The 19308-nt window shown below is 38.9% G+C and carries 15 protein-coding genes; 6 read left to right on the top strand and 9 right to left on the bottom strand.

Features of this window, described 5'->3' with window-relative positions:
* Positions 1–51 precede the first annotated feature (51 nt).
* Both QNI15_RS33230 and QNI15_RS33225 read left to right on the top strand, forming a co-directional pair.
* A complete protein-coding gene (locus tag QNI15_RS33230; RefSeq protein WP_314000671.1) occupies positions 52–1029 on the top strand; it encodes a peptidoglycan DD-metalloendopeptidase family protein in 978 nt (325 codons plus the stop codon).
* Positions 1030–1401: 372 nt separating this feature from the next.
* Positions 1402–1740: a MerR family transcriptional regulator gene (locus tag QNI15_RS33225; RefSeq protein WP_313985073.1), complete on the top strand. Its 339-nt coding sequence runs from the start codon at positions 1402–1404 to the stop codon at positions 1738–1740.
* Between the two features lie 57 nt (positions 1741–1797).
* On the opposite strand, the gene QNI15_RS33220 is transcribed toward QNI15_RS33225, so the two are convergent.
* A complete protein-coding gene (locus QNI15_RS33220; protein ID WP_313985076.1) occupies positions 1798–2085 on the bottom strand; it encodes a hypothetical protein in 288 nt (95 codons plus the stop codon).
* 491 nt (positions 2086–2576) lie between these two features.
* Between QNI15_RS33220 and QNI15_RS33215 the strand changes: the two genes are divergently transcribed.
* Entirely contained in the window at positions 2577–4163 is a 1587-nt protein-coding gene (locus QNI15_RS33215) for an ArnT family glycosyltransferase (protein ID WP_314036087.1), read from the top strand.
* Positions 4164–4212: 49 nt separating this feature from the next.
* Here the strand turns inward: QNI15_RS33215 and nagB are convergent, their stop codons facing one another.
* Positions 4213–6111, bottom strand: a complete 1899-nt coding sequence (gene nagB / locus QNI15_RS33210) for a glucosamine-6-phosphate deaminase (protein ID WP_314036085.1) — start codon at positions 6109–6111, stop codon at positions 4213–4215.
* Between the two features lie 483 nt (positions 6112–6594).
* On the opposite strand from nagB, the gene QNI15_RS33205 reads away from it, so the two are divergent.
* The gene (locus QNI15_RS33205; RefSeq protein WP_313985085.1) at positions 6595–7164 is read left to right on the top strand and encodes a restriction endonuclease subunit S; all 570 of its coding nucleotides are present in this window, start codon (positions 6595–6597) and stop codon (positions 7162–7164) included.
* A gap of 53 nt (positions 7165–7217) precedes the next feature.
* Positions 7218–8666, top strand: coding sequence for an HsdM family class I SAM-dependent methyltransferase (locus tag QNI15_RS33200; protein ID WP_314000676.1), 1449 nt, complete (start codon positions 7218–7220; stop codon positions 8664–8666).
* A 45-nt stretch (positions 8667–8711) separates the two neighbouring features.
* Here QNI15_RS33200 and QNI15_RS33195 read toward each other — a convergent pair whose 3' ends face one another.
* The 7 genes from QNI15_RS33195 to QNI15_RS33165 form a co-directional block, all read right to left on the bottom strand.
* Positions 8712–9743, bottom strand: a complete 1032-nt coding sequence (locus QNI15_RS33195) for an alkaline phosphatase D family protein (protein ID WP_314000678.1) — start codon at positions 9741–9743, stop codon at positions 8712–8714.
* Positions 9744–10402: 659 nt separating this feature from the next.
* Complete coding sequence (locus QNI15_RS33190) at positions 10403–11074, bottom strand: hypothetical protein (protein ID WP_314036083.1); 672 nt, start codon at positions 11072–11074, stop codon at positions 10403–10405.
* On the bottom strand, positions 11071–11856 hold the full coding sequence (locus tag QNI15_RS33185) for an MIP/aquaporin family protein (RefSeq protein WP_314036081.1): 786 nt from the start codon (positions 11854–11856) through the stop codon (positions 11071–11073). The genes QNI15_RS33190 and QNI15_RS33185 overlap by 4 nt, the downstream gene beginning before the upstream one ends.
* 122 nt (positions 11857–11978) lie before the next feature.
* Entirely contained in the window at positions 11979–13520 is a 1542-nt protein-coding gene (locus tag QNI15_RS33180; RefSeq protein WP_314036079.1) for an AAA family ATPase, read from the bottom strand.
* Between the two features lie 132 nt (positions 13521–13652).
* Complete coding sequence (gene lepB / locus QNI15_RS33175) at positions 13653–14795, bottom strand: signal peptidase I (RefSeq protein ID WP_314036077.1); 1143 nt, start codon at positions 14793–14795, stop codon at positions 13653–13655.
* Between the two features lie 248 nt (positions 14796–15043).
* Complete coding sequence (gene fabG, locus QNI15_RS33170; protein ID WP_313985112.1) at positions 15044–15784, bottom strand: 3-oxoacyl-[acyl-carrier-protein] reductase; 741 nt, start codon at positions 15782–15784, stop codon at positions 15044–15046.
* A gap of 160 nt (positions 15785–15944) precedes the next feature.
* The gene (locus QNI15_RS33165) at positions 15945–18464 is read right to left on the bottom strand and encodes a PIG-L family deacetylase (RefSeq protein WP_314036075.1); all 2520 of its coding nucleotides are present in this window, start codon (positions 18462–18464) and stop codon (positions 15945–15947) included.
* A 391-nt stretch (positions 18465–18855) separates the two neighbouring features.
* On the opposite strand from QNI15_RS33165, the gene mscL reads away from it, so the two are divergent.
* Positions 18856–19302: a large conductance mechanosensitive channel protein MscL gene (gene mscL / locus QNI15_RS33160; protein ID WP_313985118.1), complete on the top strand. Its 447-nt coding sequence runs from the start codon at positions 18856–18858 to the stop codon at positions 19300–19302.
* The last annotated feature ends 6 nt before the right edge of the window (positions 19303–19308 follow it).

Here is a 19308-nt window from a genome sequence, read left to right as displayed (position 1 = left end):
TTTTAATGCATGACTGCACAAAATTAGTAGTTAAACCCAATTTTTGAACGAATGGCCAGAATAAAGTACTACTATGACACGGAAACGTGTAAATATGAACGAGTTAAAGTTAAACCTTCTGATGTAGCCATTAATATTTTAGGATTCGTTTCTGTGGCTTTCCTTTGTTCGCTGGCACTTATGCCATTATATAACTCATATTTTCGTTCAGACCGTGAAGAAGCTCTTCAACGTGAGAATCAGGAATTGAAGTTGTATTATGAAGTGATGAATAAAGAATTACAAAAAACTACCCAGATGCTGAGTGCTTTGCGGGAACGCGACGACAACATTTACCGGGTCATTTTCGAAGCCTCTCCTATTCCAGAATCTGTTCGTGAAGCAGGTGTTGGAGGTGTAGATCGTTACAAGGAAATCCTTGAGAAAGGATTAAAAAATGAAGAGTTGATTCTTTCAACCCGTCAGAAAATTGATAAGTTAAAGAAGAAAATGTATATCCAGACCAAGTCTTATGACGAAATTGTTACTCTGGTAAACAACAAAACCAAAATGCTTGCCTCTTTACCTGCTATTCAGCCAGTATCCAATAAAGAGCTTAAGCGCTTAGCCTCGGGTTTTGGAATGCGTATGCACCCTATCTACAAAGTAATGAAAATGCACACAGGTGTTGATTTTGCCTGTCAGCGGGGCACTCCTATCTATGCTACCGGTGATGGCGTAATCAGTGTGGCAGTACATAACAGTGGTGGATATGGTAATGAAGTACAGGTCAGCCATGGATATGGATACACTACATTGTATGCTCACATGGAACGTTTTATTGTACATAATGGCCAACGTGTAAAACGTGGACAGTTGATTGGATATGTGGGTAGTACAGGAACATCTGTATCGCCTCACCTTCACTATGAAGTATTACACAATGGACAGAAAGTAAATCCAATCCATTTCTTCTATAATGACCTCACTCCTATGGAGTACCAGAAATTGCTGGAACTGGCGTCTGTAGAAAATCAATCACTCTCGTAAATTGTCAGGTTTAATCTCCTGAAAAGATAGTATTTTGCAAGCGGAACTTAGGTTCCGCTTTTTTTATGCCTAAGCAGCCATACTTCCCAAACACAAATTGCGATTTAATCTACCTGGGTAACAAATCAGTTGTGGTATGTGCACAAGGTATTAAGACCTGCAAAGCAGTTTGCATTAAGTAGTAAGAAAGCAAAAATTAGATTTTGGAATAAGATAAAACTAGTAGAGGCATGTAAACATTACTACGGATCTATGAATGAGCCCAGATTTGTAGTTCCTTAAGAACGTTAATAAAACGCTATCTTTACAGCTGGTTCAAAACAACTTCCATAGTTGATTATATAACCCAGGCTATTAACAATATAATTTTCTATGTCTGAAGAAATAAAGAAGATATACTACACCATTAGTGAAGTTGCAGATAAATTCAATGTAACGGCATCGCTGTTACGCTTTTGGGAAAGTGAGTTCCCAATGTTAAAACCCAGAAAGAATAAAAAAGGGGATCGCCGCTATACCGAGAAAGATATAGAAGTTGTGCAAAAGATATATCACCTTGTCAAAGAAAAGGGGTATACACTACAGGGAGCGAAAGAGATGATAAGAAGTAAAGCCAATCAGCCCCCTGACAAAGCAGCTATTATTGAATCTTTAGAAAATCTCAAGACTTTTCTTTCTCAACTGAAAGAAAGACTGGAGCAAAGCTCCTAAGGCATCAACAGGCAGCAGATATATAGTAGGTAATACTAAATCCTGTACAGGAGTGTATTAGTTACTACGATAGTTATAATGACTGGAATATTGAACTTTTAGTGCATCTTTTGCAATATAATCCTGCAACAGTTCAGAAGCATGACGATTGTTGAACATATACAACATTTCCTGATAACCTAACTCACGACGAACGGAAGCTGTATATTTGCGATCCATTAAACGGCAATATTCAAATAATTCACTGTTACGATCCATTAACTCTTTTCTTTCACGTTCTAATTGTGCCAGGCGAGCTTCCAGAGAGGCTAATTGATCTTCCAAAGATTTGCGTTGAGCTTCCATCGTAATATTGTTTTATAAGTGACTGGATGTTAGTTAATTCAAATTTTGTCTTTGATTTACTTTTCGAAAGGTCGCAATTTCTCTGATTCTTTATCTAACCAAAAGATAGGGAAGCGTACGTACGAAAGTTTTTATTCAGATTTCAACGAAATCACTCATACAATATTAACCAAATATCTACCTATCAACCACTTACCCATTTTTACGTTTTTCAAATTGCCAACAGACGATGTCATAAAAAGCATTTTTTTGATAAAAATCTGCTCATCCATTCCATCTCAACTCGCTCTCATACAAAATCCTTTACTTCTGCAACCATAACCTGGTCATTTTGAAAGAGATTAGAGAACCATTGAGTCAATTTTCATGCCATTTTTCTGTTCTTTGCAGATACTATTTTATAAGAAAAAAATACAAATGTGAACATTTGCTTCTGTCATTATTATGGAGAAGATGTATCTTTCTGCGCCTTACTATAGATATGTCATTCCATGATGCGTTTTTGTTTACTGTTTCTTTTTCTATTTGCCATCCTGTTCATTTTTTTGTCGTTTGACGGATACTATTTCTATGACGATACAACATATGCCCACTATGCTTTCTATCTGTCTCAGGGTAAACTTGTATTAAATGAAGAAATATTCAGTCACAGACTGGGCATTATTATTCCAACAGCACTTGCTTATAAGCTTTCTGGTGTAAATGACATATCCACAATCTGGATCTCAGTGGTCTGTACTCTTATCTGTCTATATCTTATTTATTTTTTCCTTAAAAAATACGATCCGAAGGTTGCAATCTGGGCGATGATTTTATCTGGATTAGACTTCTATACCTTATTCTTCTCTAATAAGCTGTATCCGGATGTCTCGCTTACTTGTATGGCGCTTCTGAGTGCAATTAGTTTACACCAGCGAAATAATCAATGGGGCAAACCTCTCCTATTCTGTGTAGCTAATTTTTGGGGCTTTCTATGTAAAGAAACTATTGTATATCTGCTTCCTTTCTATTTGCTTATCTGTATATATGATTGGCGGCAAAAGCAACATCTCTTGTTCTGGAAAAGAGCTTTTATAATTGGCTTCATTCTGCTGGCAGGATATTTCGGTTTTTATTATCTCTATACGGGTAACCCATTGTATCGTTTTCAGATCATTCAGGATGGTCATTATGTGGCTACCTATAATTACTTCCACAAACCTGCTTCAGCACTTATACCACGCCTCACCTACGAACCTGTTATTATGCTGATTCATTCGGGTATGATCATCTGTATTGTGGCAGCATTACCTTTTTTGTTTCGCATGAATTTCTGGAATTGGAGCATCTGGACGGATGAACTATTTTGGAGCCGATTGGCATTTTGTGGATTATGTATGTTCTGGGGATTTACAACTAGCTTTAAATATTACAATCCCAATGCACTGTTTCCACGAATGATTCTCTTTCTTATTCCCTTTTTTGCCATTGCCTCTGCATTTGAGTTAAGTCGTCTTTCAGCAAAAAAATCCTTTGCACTGGCAATGATCTTTCTCATTGTAGCAGCTATATCTTGGTATACAGGTGTACCCAATCAAGCATTCCAATATGGTCTACTAGCTATTGGATGGGGTTTCGTTGGAGGCCTTTATCAGTTTACACCGTCTTCTTTTGTCCTGAACAAACAACTGTATCTACCTCTGATAGCAGGTTTGTTGTTAGTACACCCTGTTTATTCTATGCTAAAACCTTCTGAATCCGGATACACAGCAGAAAAACATCTTATCCAAAAATACCTGTCCCACCCTATAACTGCAACACTGGTTTTTACAGATAATAAGCTCATGAATGGAGTTGACTTTTATTATCAGTTCAACAAACCGACATCTATTCAGTTCTTACCTTATGAACAACTCTTAGAACAACCAAAGCAACTTACTTCGTCTACAGAGGTGTTTGTGTTGATCAACTCTTATTCTGTGGAATATTTCCGTCTGATAGGCACCCCTCCTCCTATATATATAGATTCACCACCTGTATCCTGGCAACTTATTGCAAATGTAGGAGGCCTCCGATTATATAAAGTCCCTTCTATATGAAACAGAAATACCTGTCATCTGACAGGTATTTCTGTTTCGCTGTTACTATTTAAAACTTCCATCTGACAAATGCTTCCATGGCTGCGTATTCGGCCAGACCCAGTTTGTTATACAACTCTGCGGTTTTGCGATTACGGTCTTCAGCCCGTTGCCAGAATTCGCGTTCATCTGTTCCCTGAAATACAACTCCGTCCTTTTGAGACTGGTGCTTAAATATACCCAGGCGCTTCTTCATTACCTGATCCGGGCTCATCGGTACTGCCATTTCAATCTGATCAATATCCCACTCAGCCCACGCACCTTTGTATAACCACACCCAACAATCTTTCATAAAATCTTTGGCTTTCAAACGACGTAATGCTTCCATTACGGCATCCAGACAAACTTTATGTGTACCATGTGGATCGGCTAAGTCTCCTGCTGCATATACCTGATGGGGTTTTATCTTGTCAATAAGGTCTGTCACAAGCTGATAATCTTCTTCACCCAAAGGCTTTTTCTGGACAAGTCCTGTTTCGTAAAAAGGCATAGTCAGAAAATGTACATTTTCCATAGGGATGCCCACAAAGCGACATGTATTTTTAGCTTCACCCTTACGAATCAATCCCTTAATATAACGAACAGCATCTGTATCCTTTTCGCTATCTTTTTTGGTTCTTAGGAAACGAGCAGCATCTCTGAAGATTTTATCAGCCTGAGGACTGGTAATGTTAAAACGATCGTTAAAATCTACCACAAAGTCTGCAAACCGTAAAGCCTCATCATCTGCCACAGCAATATTTCCGGAAGTCTGATAGGCAACATGAACTTCATGCCCCTGATCTACCAAACGCTGAAAAGTCCCTCCCATAGAAATAATATCATCATCCGGATGAGGACTAAATATCAGACATCGTTTCTTTACAGGATCAGCCCTTTCCGGACGATTAGTATCATCAGCATTTGGTTTTCCACCTGGCCATCCGGTAATGGTATGTTGAAGCCAGTTAAACACATCAATATTCAAGTCATATGCCTGTCCGTGTTGTGCCAGCAGATCACTGAGTCCATAATCATTATAATCTTTATTGGTCAGCTTCAGAACAGGTTTTCCCAAAATCAGTGCCAGATTTGCCACTGCCTTCTTAATCATCGCACGATCCCATACTACATCATCAATCAGCCAAGGTGCTTTACGACTGGTTAGTTCAGATGCAGCAGACTCATCCAGTACTACAGACACGTTGTGATGCCCTTGCAGATAAGAAGCAGGAACTGATTCTACAACAGGGCCCTCTACTGCCTGTTTGATAATTCCAGCCTTATGCTCTCCCCAGGCAATCAATACCACTCGTTTAGCCTGTAATATAGGTAATACCCCCATAGTGATGGCTCTTCGTGGTACTTTTGACAACCCACCAAAGTCCATTGCGGCATCAACCCGTGTTGTCTGATCCAGTGTCATTAAACGGGTACGTGAGTTTTCATGAGAGCCTGGTTCATTAAACCCAATATGGCCATTTCGTCCTATACCCAATAACTGAAAATCCAGCCCGCCATGCAACTCCATTTGCTTTTCATAATCCAGACAGTATTCCCGTATTTTCTCCATTGATAGAGTTCCATCCGGAATGTGGTAATTTTGTACAGGAATATCCACATGATCAAACAAAAACTCTTTCATAAACCGAACATAACTTTGCAAAGCATCCGGTTGCATGGGATAATATTCGTCCAGATTAAAAGTAATTACATTCTGGAAGCTTAATCCTTCTTTTCTGTGTAACCGAATTAGCTCGGCATAGACTTTTTTGGGAGATGATCCCGTAGCCAATCCCAGTACAGCTGGCTTACCGTCCTGTTGCTTTTGGCGGATTAAAGCCGCAATTTCACTAGCAACAGCAGCAGAAGCTTCATCTGCCGTTCCATAAACACTGGTAGGAATTCGCTCATAACTCAATTGCTGCATAGACAAATAGTTGGTTATTCTGAAAAAAAAGACATGACACCTTGTACTCTACTGTATAAAAATATAATTTGCAGATAAATCACCGAAAAATAGTGTAATTTTTTAATCCTGGAAACTCAAAGATTTGTTATACTATTCTATTCTTTAGTAAATTTAGTATTTGTGTAAGGCCCACTGTTTGAAGTGACCACTCCAAACCATCGTAATTTAATAGTTAAATAGTTCAAAATTAACTGCTTATTTGTGCAGTAGCCAAAATAAAAATAGTTATAAAATTTAGGACTTTTCTGTACAACTTTTTTACCATTATTCCGTATAAAGGATATGGTATGATTTTTTACTGAAAGTAGCATAGGAGAAATCTGTTTAATATGTTACTTTTTTTTATTAAGGGGTCAATTTTAATAAGATTTTCTACTGTTTTTCACATAACCTTGTATATCAACCGTTGTCACATTTTTTATTGCATTACTCTTTATGATTATGAAATTACATGACATAGCTGACATCAAAACTGGTATAACTTTTCGAAATCGCTTGTTAGACAATCTGGATGGGGAAATAGAAGTTATACAAATGCGCGACATCAATACTGACCTCTCAATATCAGATCGACTTGTTCGCATCAGCAATGAACAGATTAAAGCAAAACATTTTCTGCAACCCGGTCAACTGATTCTACTGGCAAAAGGGAAGTACACTAAAGCCTGTATGATTGAATCATCAGAGAAAAAGAGAGTTATTTCTTCCGCATTTTTTTCCATTCGCATAAAGCCTACTCAAAAAGTCCTTCCGGAATATTTACGATGGTTTCTGAATTTGCCACAAAGTGAAACCTATTTCCGTTCCAATGCCTCTGGTACCAGTATGTTTTCACTTCCAATGAGTGTTTTGAAGAATCTGGATGTAGCAGTTCCTCCAATTGAGGTACAGGAAAAAATAGTTCATCTTGTCACAGATCGGGAGAAAGAGAAAGCAACTTTAATGGAACTTGAAGAGAAAAAAGATTCATACCTGCAACAGATTATGTTACACGAGGTGTATAAAGATTAAATTGGTAATAAATTCTAACTCCTTAAATCAGTAACCTTTCAACTCTCATGGCTATGAACAAAGATTTCATTGTTTCTCTCACGAAATACTACCGCAAATTCAGAGACAAGGATAAAAGTCCCGAAGTGTTTGTACACTTCCTGGCGGTATTGGCATTAAAGTTTATTCAGGAGACACACGAAAAACCTTATTTCACAGATTTAAAGGCCTCCACAATCAAATCTATTTTTTCTATCTGGAACAACCTGTCTCAAACAGGTACTGCCAGTCGTTTGGATAATATTATAGAGATATTACAGGAAGAAAACAGCGAGATATTCAATAAACTTTTTCAATCTGTCTTCTTCAGAAAACTTTCATTTAGCGAATCAGACGTTGATCGCGATACCAAACTGGTTCAATTATTGGAAGATTTGGAAGGAATCAGCTTTGGAAACACATTAAAAGCTGTGGAAGAAAACGGCTCTTCGATAGGTTATCTGATCGAGAAATTTACAGAAGAAAGTTTTCACAAAGAAGGATTCCTGTACACTCCACGTAGTATTGCCAATATGATGGCACAAATGGCAAATCTGGAGTCAAATCATTCTGTATATGATCCGGCAGCAGGTATTGGAACATTACTGGTACAAGCAGCCAAAGTAGGTAAATTATCTGAAAATAATCTGTTCGGACAGGATATACAGAGTCCATATATAGAATTAGCCCGTTTCCACCTTTTCTTCAATGGCATATTTAATGCCTCTCTGGAAGTTGGAGACAGCTTATCAAAAACACGTTCTACCAAACGCACTTATGATTGTGTACTTACACAACCACCATTCCGCGAAAAACTATTATTACCAGCAAATCCACGTGATTTCCTGCAACCATTAAAACGCAGAAAACGCAATCTTAGCTTTGCAGCAGACAATAATGTCTCTGGTCCTGTACGTATGCGCAGGCAGTCAGAACACTTAGACTTCCTGACTCAGGCAATGGATTCTCTGAACGAAACAGGAAAGGCTATACTGATTGTGCCTCATGGGCTGTTGTTTAAAACAGGTGTAGCATATCAGATTCGTCGCAAAATGGTTAACAATAATCTGGTTGAGGCAATAGTGGATTTACCTCCACATGTATTCTACAGCAGTAAAATCAATGCAGCCATTCTTGTTCTGAATAAGAATAAAACGCATGATAACATATTATTTATTGATGCGTCTTCCTTATATGATTCTGACCGGAGAAGAAATAAAATACGGACATCACATAGTAAACAGGTAATGGATGCATTCCGCAAGTTTGCAACTCAGGAAGGCTTGTCTTATCGGGCATCTCAGTCTGAAATAGAAAATGAGAGAAATAATTATAACCTGACAGCCAAACGCTATGTCCAGGCACATGAAAGAATACCTGATGTCAACTTAAAAGAGTTAATGAACGAAATTGAATCACTGGAAAAAACGCTTTCCAATATTCAGGATCGGATCAAAACAGAAATGGCATCTTTAGTAAAATAACAACATAACAAAGCCCTTTTCCAAGGGCTTTGTTATTTCTACTTACTAGAAAGAAAAACGTTCATTTACATACAATATATTTTCTCTTCCTCTTATCTGTATATTCACATTGGGTTTAGGAGTTGTCCAGTCTATAGTTAGTATTCCAAAATTCAACTGATTTACCAGAGCACCCACACGATATTTATTTTCTTCTCCTGTATTATTTGTAGAAGAATGTGTTAAACCACTCGATGTCACTTCCCAAATAGGATAAGACATTCCTTCTGGCTGGTAACGGCTCACTTCACCAATATGACGGTCGCCACTCAACAGAACAACCCCAGCAGGCTTGGTTTTTACCAGAAGATCAAAGAAACGTTTCCGGGCTCTAGGGAAATTTGCCCACTTTTCAAAACGTTGTTCTTCAGGAATAAACTGTACACCACAGGCAATAATATGGATGGCAGCCGTACTACCTGTTAATTCTTTTTCTAACCAGTTCCATTGCTCCTCTCCTAAAAAAGAACCCGTTTCATTGGCTATATACCGTCCATCTTCTCGCTGTAATCCTTCACGAAAATATCGTCCATCCAATAAAATAATCTTTATCTGCTGCTTTCCAGATCCATACACATAAGAACCATATGCACCTTCATGTTTGCGACGCGAACTGGTAGCAGGCTCTCCCAAAAAATCAAGCATCAATTGTTGGGATTCTTTTTTCTTTGGGTAATTCATTCCACCATCATTTACCCCATAATCATGATCATCCCAGATCCCAATCACAGGTACTGAGGCTGTTAACTTCTGATATCCATGATTTTTTTTTTGCGCATCATATTTCTGCTTCAAAACATTCATGTCTTCCGTATCTCCATACACATTATCACCCAGCCACACCCAAAGCTGCGGTTTATTTTCCAGAATAGGTGACCACAGAGGCTGAGGCAAATCATGTCTGCTACATGACCCGAAAGCGATCCGGGATAGGGTAGCATCTGCGTGATTAGACTGACTGTTGTGTTGAGTAGAGGTTTTGCAACTCCAGAATATAAATACACAACTCCATAAAATATAAGTAAAGGACTTATTCATATATATCAAGTAGTTTGTTGGTTCGAATATAGTTTACGATAGTGACAGCTTATTACGGCTTATATTTACTTGTCTACCTCCTAGCCATACTCCCTTGTTATTAACGCAATTATTTTTTACCATTCATTTCCCATGATTGTTTTGCACAAATGTACTAGTTGTGAAACGGGTATTTTTCATTCTAACTATTAAGAAAGTGTTATTTTATATTATCACACAAAAAAATAAATGCTTTCATATTAGAGGTATCTCTCAGAAACACTACCAGTATTCACATTCACAATTTTTCAAAAAGATATAAGAGAACAAACCTTCAGTTAAATAGCGGGAAAGGTTTATAGCTTAGCTTTGTAGCCATCTCTTTAATGCTATCAAGGTAAGGAAATAGGCATTACGCCCTTGTGAAAGAATGCTCCCATTGTTGCTGGGATAAGCATAGCAAGATTGTTGGCCTTTACTTTTAGAGAGTGCTTTCCACAGAAAACAGACAGTACTTTATTTGTCAGGATTTCCTTTCAGGAAGACAAAAAATAAACAAAAGGAAAAGAGAGAAGCATCTTAAGTTGGCAACCTTAAACAGACGATACATGTATCCAAAGAAGAAATCGCGTATTTTTATAGAGATGAGATTATATTTCTGGTAACTAATAATTAACTCACTATTCCAGAAATGATTGCTTAAATTCGAGTGTATCCAGTTTCACTCCATTCACCTTCATAATAGCCGTCTCAATGGCATTAACAGTTCCATTGTGATACAATCTGGTAAATTTAAGTTTGGGTATATTATCCTGTTCTCTATTAAGCAGTTCAATATCAGGAGAGAGCATTCTGAAAAGTTCTTTCAGATTAGAGATCAATAACTTATTATTTTCTCTTGTATATAAAGCGTGTATATTGTAATCAATAACAGATTCAGATGTCTTATTTCTAATATGATTATATAGAAACACTTTAGAATTTAGCAGACCAGCTGGTGCGTTAAGAAGTAGCATATACAAATCCTGTAGAGTATCTATGCTGGCGCATATAGTACCCACATACACATCTGCTGGCGTAAAATATATTTGACTGGAATCTCCTCCAAAGTCAAAATAATAGTTAACGACAATATCTGTTACTTTAGCTTTCACCACATCAGGTAAATCACGGGAAATATCTGATTGTAGATTTACCTTTGATAATATAATAGGGAAGTGTGTCTCGACACTGCAAAGTCTTGGCAAAGTCAAGGTTGTTTGTACAGGTGAATTAGGATGCATTTCAGAATGTTGACAACTAATCCATAATACAGCACTTATCAGCAAGCTAATATGACACTGTACGTTCATCTTTCCTTTATGTAGGCCAGTACTATTACGATAAGTGTCACTATCACTGAAACACCTAACCAGATAGAAAATATATCAGCAAATACAGCTTTGTACAGATGTACACCCAATACTCCTCCTATCAAAGGTCCTACTACAGGAACCCAGGCATATCCCCAATCAGAGTTTCCTTTACCTGCTATAGGTAATAGAAAATGCATGAGTCGTGGCCCAAAATCACGAACAGGATTAATTGCATAACCAGTAGTTCCTCCCAGTGAAAGTCCAATGGCTACTATCAGGAAGCCTACAATCAGGGGATTGATACCATCGGCAAACTTATTGGCTCCAATAGCCGTCAAACCAATCATCAATATCATGGTCCCTATAATCTCACTTAACAGATTGCTGAACGGTTTTCGAATAGCAGGTCCTGTAGCAAAAACAGCAAGCTTAAGGCTGGCATTATCTGTATGAGACCAATGAGGCAGATAATGCAGCCAAACAACAACAGCCCCCAACATAGCTCCAATCAACTGGCCAAGTAGGTACATAGGCACATCTTTCCAGGCAAACTGTCCACTGGATGCCAAGCTTATCGTCACAGCAGGATTGAGGTGGGCACCACTTATCTGTCCTGCCAGGTATACACCAAAAGCAACTGCAAACCCCCATGCAAACGAAATTACCAACCATCCGCTGTTTTCTGCTTTGGAATCTTTGAGCAATACACCTGCCACTACACCTCCACCTAAAATAATCAGTAACATAGTACCTGTTAATTCGGCAAGAAAAGGGGTCATAAACAATTGGCTTTAAGATGGGATATATTCTGCCAAAAGATATTACTTTTCTCAAACAGATTCACAAGTGCACAATAAAAATTTTACAATTCTTACATCGAATTATGCTAATCATATGTAGATCAACGCAAACTCTCATATAAATGCTTGATCTTATCAATCTGCAGATCCAACTCATCCAATGTGGCTAATGCTTCCTTCAGATTCATTTCTACCAAATCTGCCAGTTCAGACTCTACAAATAAATTTGTACGTAAATGCTGCATAGCAACTGGACGATGCTCATCCACATATGCTTTCTGATCTGTGATATATTTTCGTAGCTGATACGTACGATCATCCCAATATTTCTGTACCAGTGTATGTGGCTTTTTATATAAAAACTCCTTTTTCTCTACCTTATCTGTTAGTAGGTGAAACGTATACAAACGTGCATTGGCATTAATAATAAGGCCATTTGCCAGTTCTGCACTTTTACGAGCCTTCACACGATTTACAAGGCTGCCATTTTTATCATACAGATTCAATGGAGACTCCTCTCCTACTACCATCCGGTCAAAATCACTACGCTTGATACGGTTACCATCAAACGTCTGCTCTGTGTTCAGTAACTCATAATACTCTCGTTCAATGGCTTTGGGTATTTCCATTAAAACTACATTGGGAATGCGGGTTTCTTTCATCACCTCTTCTTCCAGCTCACGTATCTCTTTACGTAATGGATGGATCTCCAGTGCCATTGAATACCCATGTTTGCGAATAGTTTCTGCAACGATTTCACGCACTATTTCCAGTTGTTCGGGTTTACTCCATAGTATATGTGGCATTAGAAAACAGTCCATCAGATCGACCTCAACCCGTTCATTCAGGAAGGCAGATGTTCTCAACAAACGAACCAGCTTTTTCCAGCGACGATCAAAAATATGGAATGGAGCTTCCGGATGGTCAGCATCATATTGTTCAAGCTGATACTTTACCATCTGAATCACATTCAATACTTCTGCTGGTACTTGTACCTCATTGATAGACATATCCCATTCCTGTAACTCTGCCTCTCCTATTTTCAGGTCTGAGGGTATAGTATCCTGATAGATATCGCTGGTATCTACAATCATATCCACAAAACTCCCAGCTTTGCGTATCTCCCGAATCATATACCGAACCAAAAATCGGTCCCATAGTGCATTCAGGTTTTCGTCAACAGGCAATTCATTGGAAGCAGAAACAATAGCTTTAATATTTACCTTAACCTCCTGTTCGCCATTGCGATAAACTCTTTCATTTAATACAGTCAGCAGTGCATTCTGTATAGCAGGTCCAGCTTTCCATATTTCGTCCAGAAACACCACATTGGCACCAGGCAGGTATTTTTCTGTCAGCCGTTCGTAGCGGTCTTCTTCTTTTAGTTTTTTAATAGATACTGGTCCGAAAATCTCATCAGGTGTACTGAAACGATTCATCAGATATTCAAAGGATCGGCCATCCCGAAAGGCAAATTTTAGCTTTCGGGCAATCAGACTCTTTGCCACCCCCGGAGGTCCCAGCAAAAAAATACTTTCTCCTGCCAATGCAGCCAGCAATGATAACTGAATGGCTTCTTCTTTCTCATATACTCCTTTTCGAAGTTGCTCCAAGATTAAACGAATACGTTCTTTTCTATTCATACACAATATAATTATCTTATGCTATCTGTTTCCCAACCCGTCAATAATGTTCCGGCATCTACCACCTATAAATAAAAAAACCTGAGTTTTGTTTCTCAGGTTCGTTCATTTTCTTTTATTCAAAGACTATTTTTATTTGATACTACTAAAAAGACGCTTCCAACGTACTTTGTCTCCGATACTCATCCAGCTTTCATTTGGATCGATAGACAACCATACCAGCACTGCTTTACCTACCACATGATCTTCTGGAACAAAGCCCCAGTATCTGGAATCTACAGAGTTGTGACGGTTATCACCCATCATCCAGTAGTAATTCTGGTTAAAAGTATATTCGGTAATCGGTTTTCCATCCAGAACAATTTTGCCGTTTTCTTCTTTTACGTCATCGTTGTGATCATAATACAGGATGATATCTTTATATAAAGCAAGGTTTTTAGGATCTAGTGCTACTTTTTGGCCTTTTTTAGGGACACGGATAGGTCCATAGTTATCCAGACTTGATTTAAACAAGGTATCACGCGGGAAAAGTACATTATCTTCACTATGCAAAACAGGTGACACTAATTTTATGAAGTCCAGTTTTTTAAGTTCTTCAGCTGTAGCAGGCGAAAAATTTGCTTCAAAGCCTCCCTGTATAAATGTAAACTCACTTGGACTTGTGCTAATGTTATATTTTTTGAAGAAACGATCATCCAGTGACTGGGTAGTCATTACTGTATAATGAAACTGCATGTTAGGAGGATTCTGTACAGGTTGTCCATTTATATATACCTGACGATCTTTGATTTCCATCTCATCACCAGCAATAGCCAGACACCGTTTGATATAGTTGGTACGCAGATCAATAGGATATCCTTTAGGCACATTCAAAATATTCTGGTATCTCTCATAAGTACCAGGATGCTCTAATGGAACGTTAAATACCACGACATCATTATTTTTAATGCTGGAAAAACCAGGCAAACGAGTTTGTGGCATCTGAATCCATTCTACATAGGAAGGAATACTGCTTCCCCAAAAAGTCTGGTGTGTTAACGGAAACTGAATCAGTGTTTTAGGAGTCCGGGCACCATAGTGTAGTTTACTTACAAACAGGAAATCACCTGTCAGCAAAGAACTTTCCATGGAAGAGGTTGGAATAGTATATGGCTGAATAATAAGCCAGTGCACTGCCGATGCCACAACGATAGCAAATACAATCGATTCAATCCACTCACGGGTAGCACTTTTCGGCTTTTTTGTTTCCGTAGAATCTTTAGTTACTGTTGTCATGTATAAATAAAATGAGCAAATGAAGAAATGTGCACAAGAGCAATAACTCCAGGAACACAACTATTTCACAAATTAACTCAAAAAAAAGATAATTATTTTACCAGCCATCACAAAACATTTCAAACAGAATATTTCAGCTGTGAAAGGCTGTATTTCGATGTAAAAATATAGTCAGCATTGGAGTGCTGACTATACCATAATAACAAAATATAAAGGGATTTTATACTTACTATCTTATCCCAAATAGACTAGGTAAGCATACCACCATCTACCTGTAATACCTGTCCTGTGATGTATTTACTCATATCAGAACCCAGAAAAACAGCAGAATCTGCTACTTCTTCCGCAGCACCACCCCGTTTTAAGGGAATATTATTTAACCACTCTTCTTTATTGCCCAGTTCATGTGTCATCTCTGTTTCAATAAAACCAGGTGCAATGGCATTACTTCGAATACTACGTGATCCTAATTCCAGTGCAACGGATTTGGTAAAACCAATAATACCAGCTTTGGAAGCAGCATAATTAGCCTGACCGGCATTACCCCGAATCCCAACTACAGAGGTCAGATTGATAATAGAACCACTTTTTTGTTTCATAAATGGACGAGTAGCAGCCTTAGTCAGGTTAAATACCGACTTTAGGTTCACCCGAATTACATTATCCCACTGCTCTTCTGACATACGCATCAGCAGACCATCCTGTGTAATACCTGCATTATTTACCAAAATGTCCAATGTGCCAAAATCTGCCAGTACACTGTTGATTAATTCTTCAGCTGCTTTGTAGTCAGAGGCATCTGAACGATATCCTTTGGCTTTGATACCCAGGGCTTCCAGTTCTGTTTCCAGCGCTTGTCCCTTTTCTACACTGGAAAGATAGGTAAATGCAACATTAGCACCTTCCTGTGCATAACGTAATGCAATGGCACGTCCTATCCCCTTGGACGCTCCGGTAATCAAAGCAGTTTTTCCTTGAAGTAAGTTCATGGAGTTTGTTTAAAATGAAAACGAAACAAGTCAAATGTTTCGCAAAGTAATATCTTTTTATGAAACAATCTGTAAGCGAGGAAAAAGTATACGGTTCAAAAACAAAGAGGGTAACAGATCATCTGTTACCCTCTTTGTAATTTAGTATGTCACTAATTTATCACTTTACACTTCCATTTACGGGAGCCAGCAAGTTAGCAAACAGGCGATATGCCCCTGGTACGCCTCCCGGAAGCTGGCGAAAAAACGCATAGCCTGTATAAATAAATCGTCCCTTTCCATAGTTAGCCACTAACAATCCCCCATCCTGAGGTTTTTCACCCGGATCAGCGCAGGAAAGCAATACTTCATAACGACTATCCCATTTCTGAGCAAAGTACAGACCTCGTTCCTGTATCCAACCTTCAAAATCTTTAGCTGTAATTTTATTCGGAGTATTCAGCAATGGGTGCTGTGGTTTCAAAAATGTGACAGTAGCTTCTTCTACAGTCACGCGGTCACGAGAAAGTTCAAAAGGATATGGACCTATCTCATCTGTTACCACTCCCCTGTTCACAATATATTGTACCAAAACAACTCCACCATTTTCCACATATTGCATGAGTTTAGGTTGGTAGTACTTTAGGCGTTCCTCTGTGTTAAAGGCTCTTACTCCTAATACGATAGCATCAAATCGCTGCCATTCGGTTACATCCGCTTTCAGTTCATTTGCTGTCAGCATAGTTACTGAATATCCCATCTGGCGCAAGGCAGCTGGCACATCATCTCCGGCTCCCATCAGATAAGCAATATTCTTTCCGGCAGTCCGTACATCCAGACGTATTACCTTAGCCTGAGCAACCGGAAATAATGTTTGTACTGGGATATGGTCATAATCTATCGTTCTAAGGCCCAAGGAAATTTCTTGCCCATCTGCTAATTTAGCAACAGCTTTGAGTGTTCCCTCTGAAGCATTGGCAGGAGGTGTAATCACAAATGAAACTTTTTGTTCGGCCTCCGCTTTTGCCAAATCAAAAGACAGCTTTTCAGGAGACACTTTCCATCCCTTTGGTACTTCCAAACGTAACTCCCCTTTTATGGCTCCAGCACCTGCTTTCAGTAATACCCCTAGCGTCTTGGCTTCTATAGCTGGGAACACCATCGATTTTTCATCCAGGTTAATCATCACAGCTGGGCGTACCTCAAATGGGCGATACAATTCTCCTTGTACAGGATCAACCCATTTATAACTAATAGGCCTATTCAATGTAAAGTCTACTCCCTGAATCTGAAAATGAAAAGCGGCTGTCAGTTGTGGTGTAGCCTCTGGCTTCCCGATCAGTAACTGATCATTAACTGTATACATTCCCTTAGCAGGTGGATTGGCAAGCCAGTAAGGTTGTGTGTATTGAATTTCTTTGGGTATAGTTAGTGAAATAGGTAAATTCAATGCTTCATTATTCTTTAACTCTTTTCCGATAGTTGAATCTTTAGGTGTGTTTAGTAACTGAACTGATTTCCAAAGTACAGGCACATCAGACCGCTTTACTACATTGGCATAGAACCGAATTGATTGTCCGGGAGTACCAGCATAGGACACTGTATTTCCTTCATAACTTAGTCCTGTACAGGCAACAATAATTTCTGTTAACTCTTTTTTCTTTTGTTGTACATAATATTCCTGTTGTGGTAACTTCTCCATAGCACGGTATGCCTCCAATAAGGAAGGGACACTCGCTGCAGGATTTTCTGCATCAAAGGTCTGGTAAGCCTTCTGCAACAAAGCAGCAACTGTTTCACTTCCTTTTACCCGCTTCCAGCTTAGATCAACGCCATCAAAGATATCCGATTGAGCTTGCTCCCCAAGTTTGTGTTGCAGGTAATCGTTACGCTGCCCACGGCTACGAGCCGATCCAAAGCCCTGACTTTTGTGCATACTACGACTTTCGCCTGCAATTTCGGTATATGACTTGCCAAGCAGGTTATTGTAATTCCCTAGAGGGGCCATCACATAGTTACCACCCGGAGGAGGATCATTGGTAAAGTTAGGAGTAAAAGCATTCCAGACAAGGCGTTTTACCTGCCAGGGTTGTACATATTTCAATTGTTCAGGATATCTCTTGGGATCTGCAGCAGCTACAAAAGCTTCTTCTGCTAAAACAGCTGAGGCACTATGATGTCCATGTCCGGCCTGGGCTGTTGGAGGAAAACGGGTAATGATTACATCAGGCTTCAGATTACGAATTACCCATACCACATCTGCCAGCACCTTTTCCTTATCCCAGATTTGCAATGCTTCTTCTGTTGATTTGGAAAATCCAAAATCATTGCCTCTTGTAAAATACTGTTCAGCTCCATCTACACGTCGTGCCTGGAGTAATTCCTGCGTACGGATAAGTCCGATCAGTTCACTTTGTTCCGAACCTATCAGGTTTTGTCCGCCATCTCCACGAGTAATGGCCAGATAGGAAGTACGTACCAGCCGATCTTTTGCCAGCCAGGCCAGCATAGCAGTATTTTCATCATCCGGGTGAGCGGCCATATACAAGGCACTACCCAGAATGTTCATTTTCTTTAATGCTAGCTTTATTTCTCCAGCAGGGTAATACTTAGGAGGTTGCGCTGAACCGATGAGTGAAATAAAAAGGAATAAACCCAGAAAAACTCTTGAAGATAGAGTATAAGTGGTGGATTGGTACATAGAAAAAATCAGGTGGAATACAGTACAATTTTACGAAGATAAGCTGGTTTTCACAAAAACGCCCTGTTGTTTTCAGGCACTTTCGGCCAATATTGTACCGAAAAGTTGCGTTATCCTCCAACAATAATGGGTAAGAGTTAGTTCTGATCTACAATAACGTACAAAATGTAGAGTAAACTAAAAGAGCTAACACAAGTGGCAAGGTGGCCAAAGAAAACTTTTGCCCATTATATGCAACACGAATCTTCTGCTTTTCGAAAAAACAAGTAGTAAAAGCAAAAAATCTTGTTTTTCTTTTAAGAAATCTGCTTTTTTGATGCCACATAACTTATTCACAATCAGTTATGCAATACAATCAAACTTAACCTAAATTTTTAAACTTTTATCGCTTATGGGTTTTATATCTGAATTTAGAGAATTTGCACTAAAAGGCAATGTCATTGATTTGGCAGTCGGTGTAATCATTGGTGGAGCTTTTGGAAAAATCATAGACTCTATTGTTAAGGACATGATCATGCCTGTAGTTAGTATACCAGGAAGTGTGGATTTTAGTAATCTGTATCTTCCTCTTTCCAGAAAGGTACAGGATGGTTTGGAACAAGCGGGAGGAAAACTTAGTCTAGATAAAGCACGAGAATTAGGTCCTGTACTTGCCTATGGCAGCTTTATCACTGTAGCCTTTAATTTCATTATTCTGGCTATGATTATTTTTCTGATGGTAAAAGCCATTAACAGTCTCAAACGCAAACATCAGGATGTACCACCCCCACCAGCACCGCCAACCAAAGAAGAAGTATTGCTTACAGAGATCCGTGATCTGCTAAAAGCAGGCAGATAAGCACAT

It is taken from the genome of Xanthocytophaga flava (assembly GCF_030068545.1).
GTDB classification, from domain to species: Bacteria; Bacteroidota; Bacteroidia; order Cytophagales; family 172606-1; genus Xanthocytophaga; species Xanthocytophaga flava.
The sequence above is the reverse complement of the archived record's forward strand: the minus strand, read 5'-3'. Positions and strand labels throughout refer to the sequence as shown.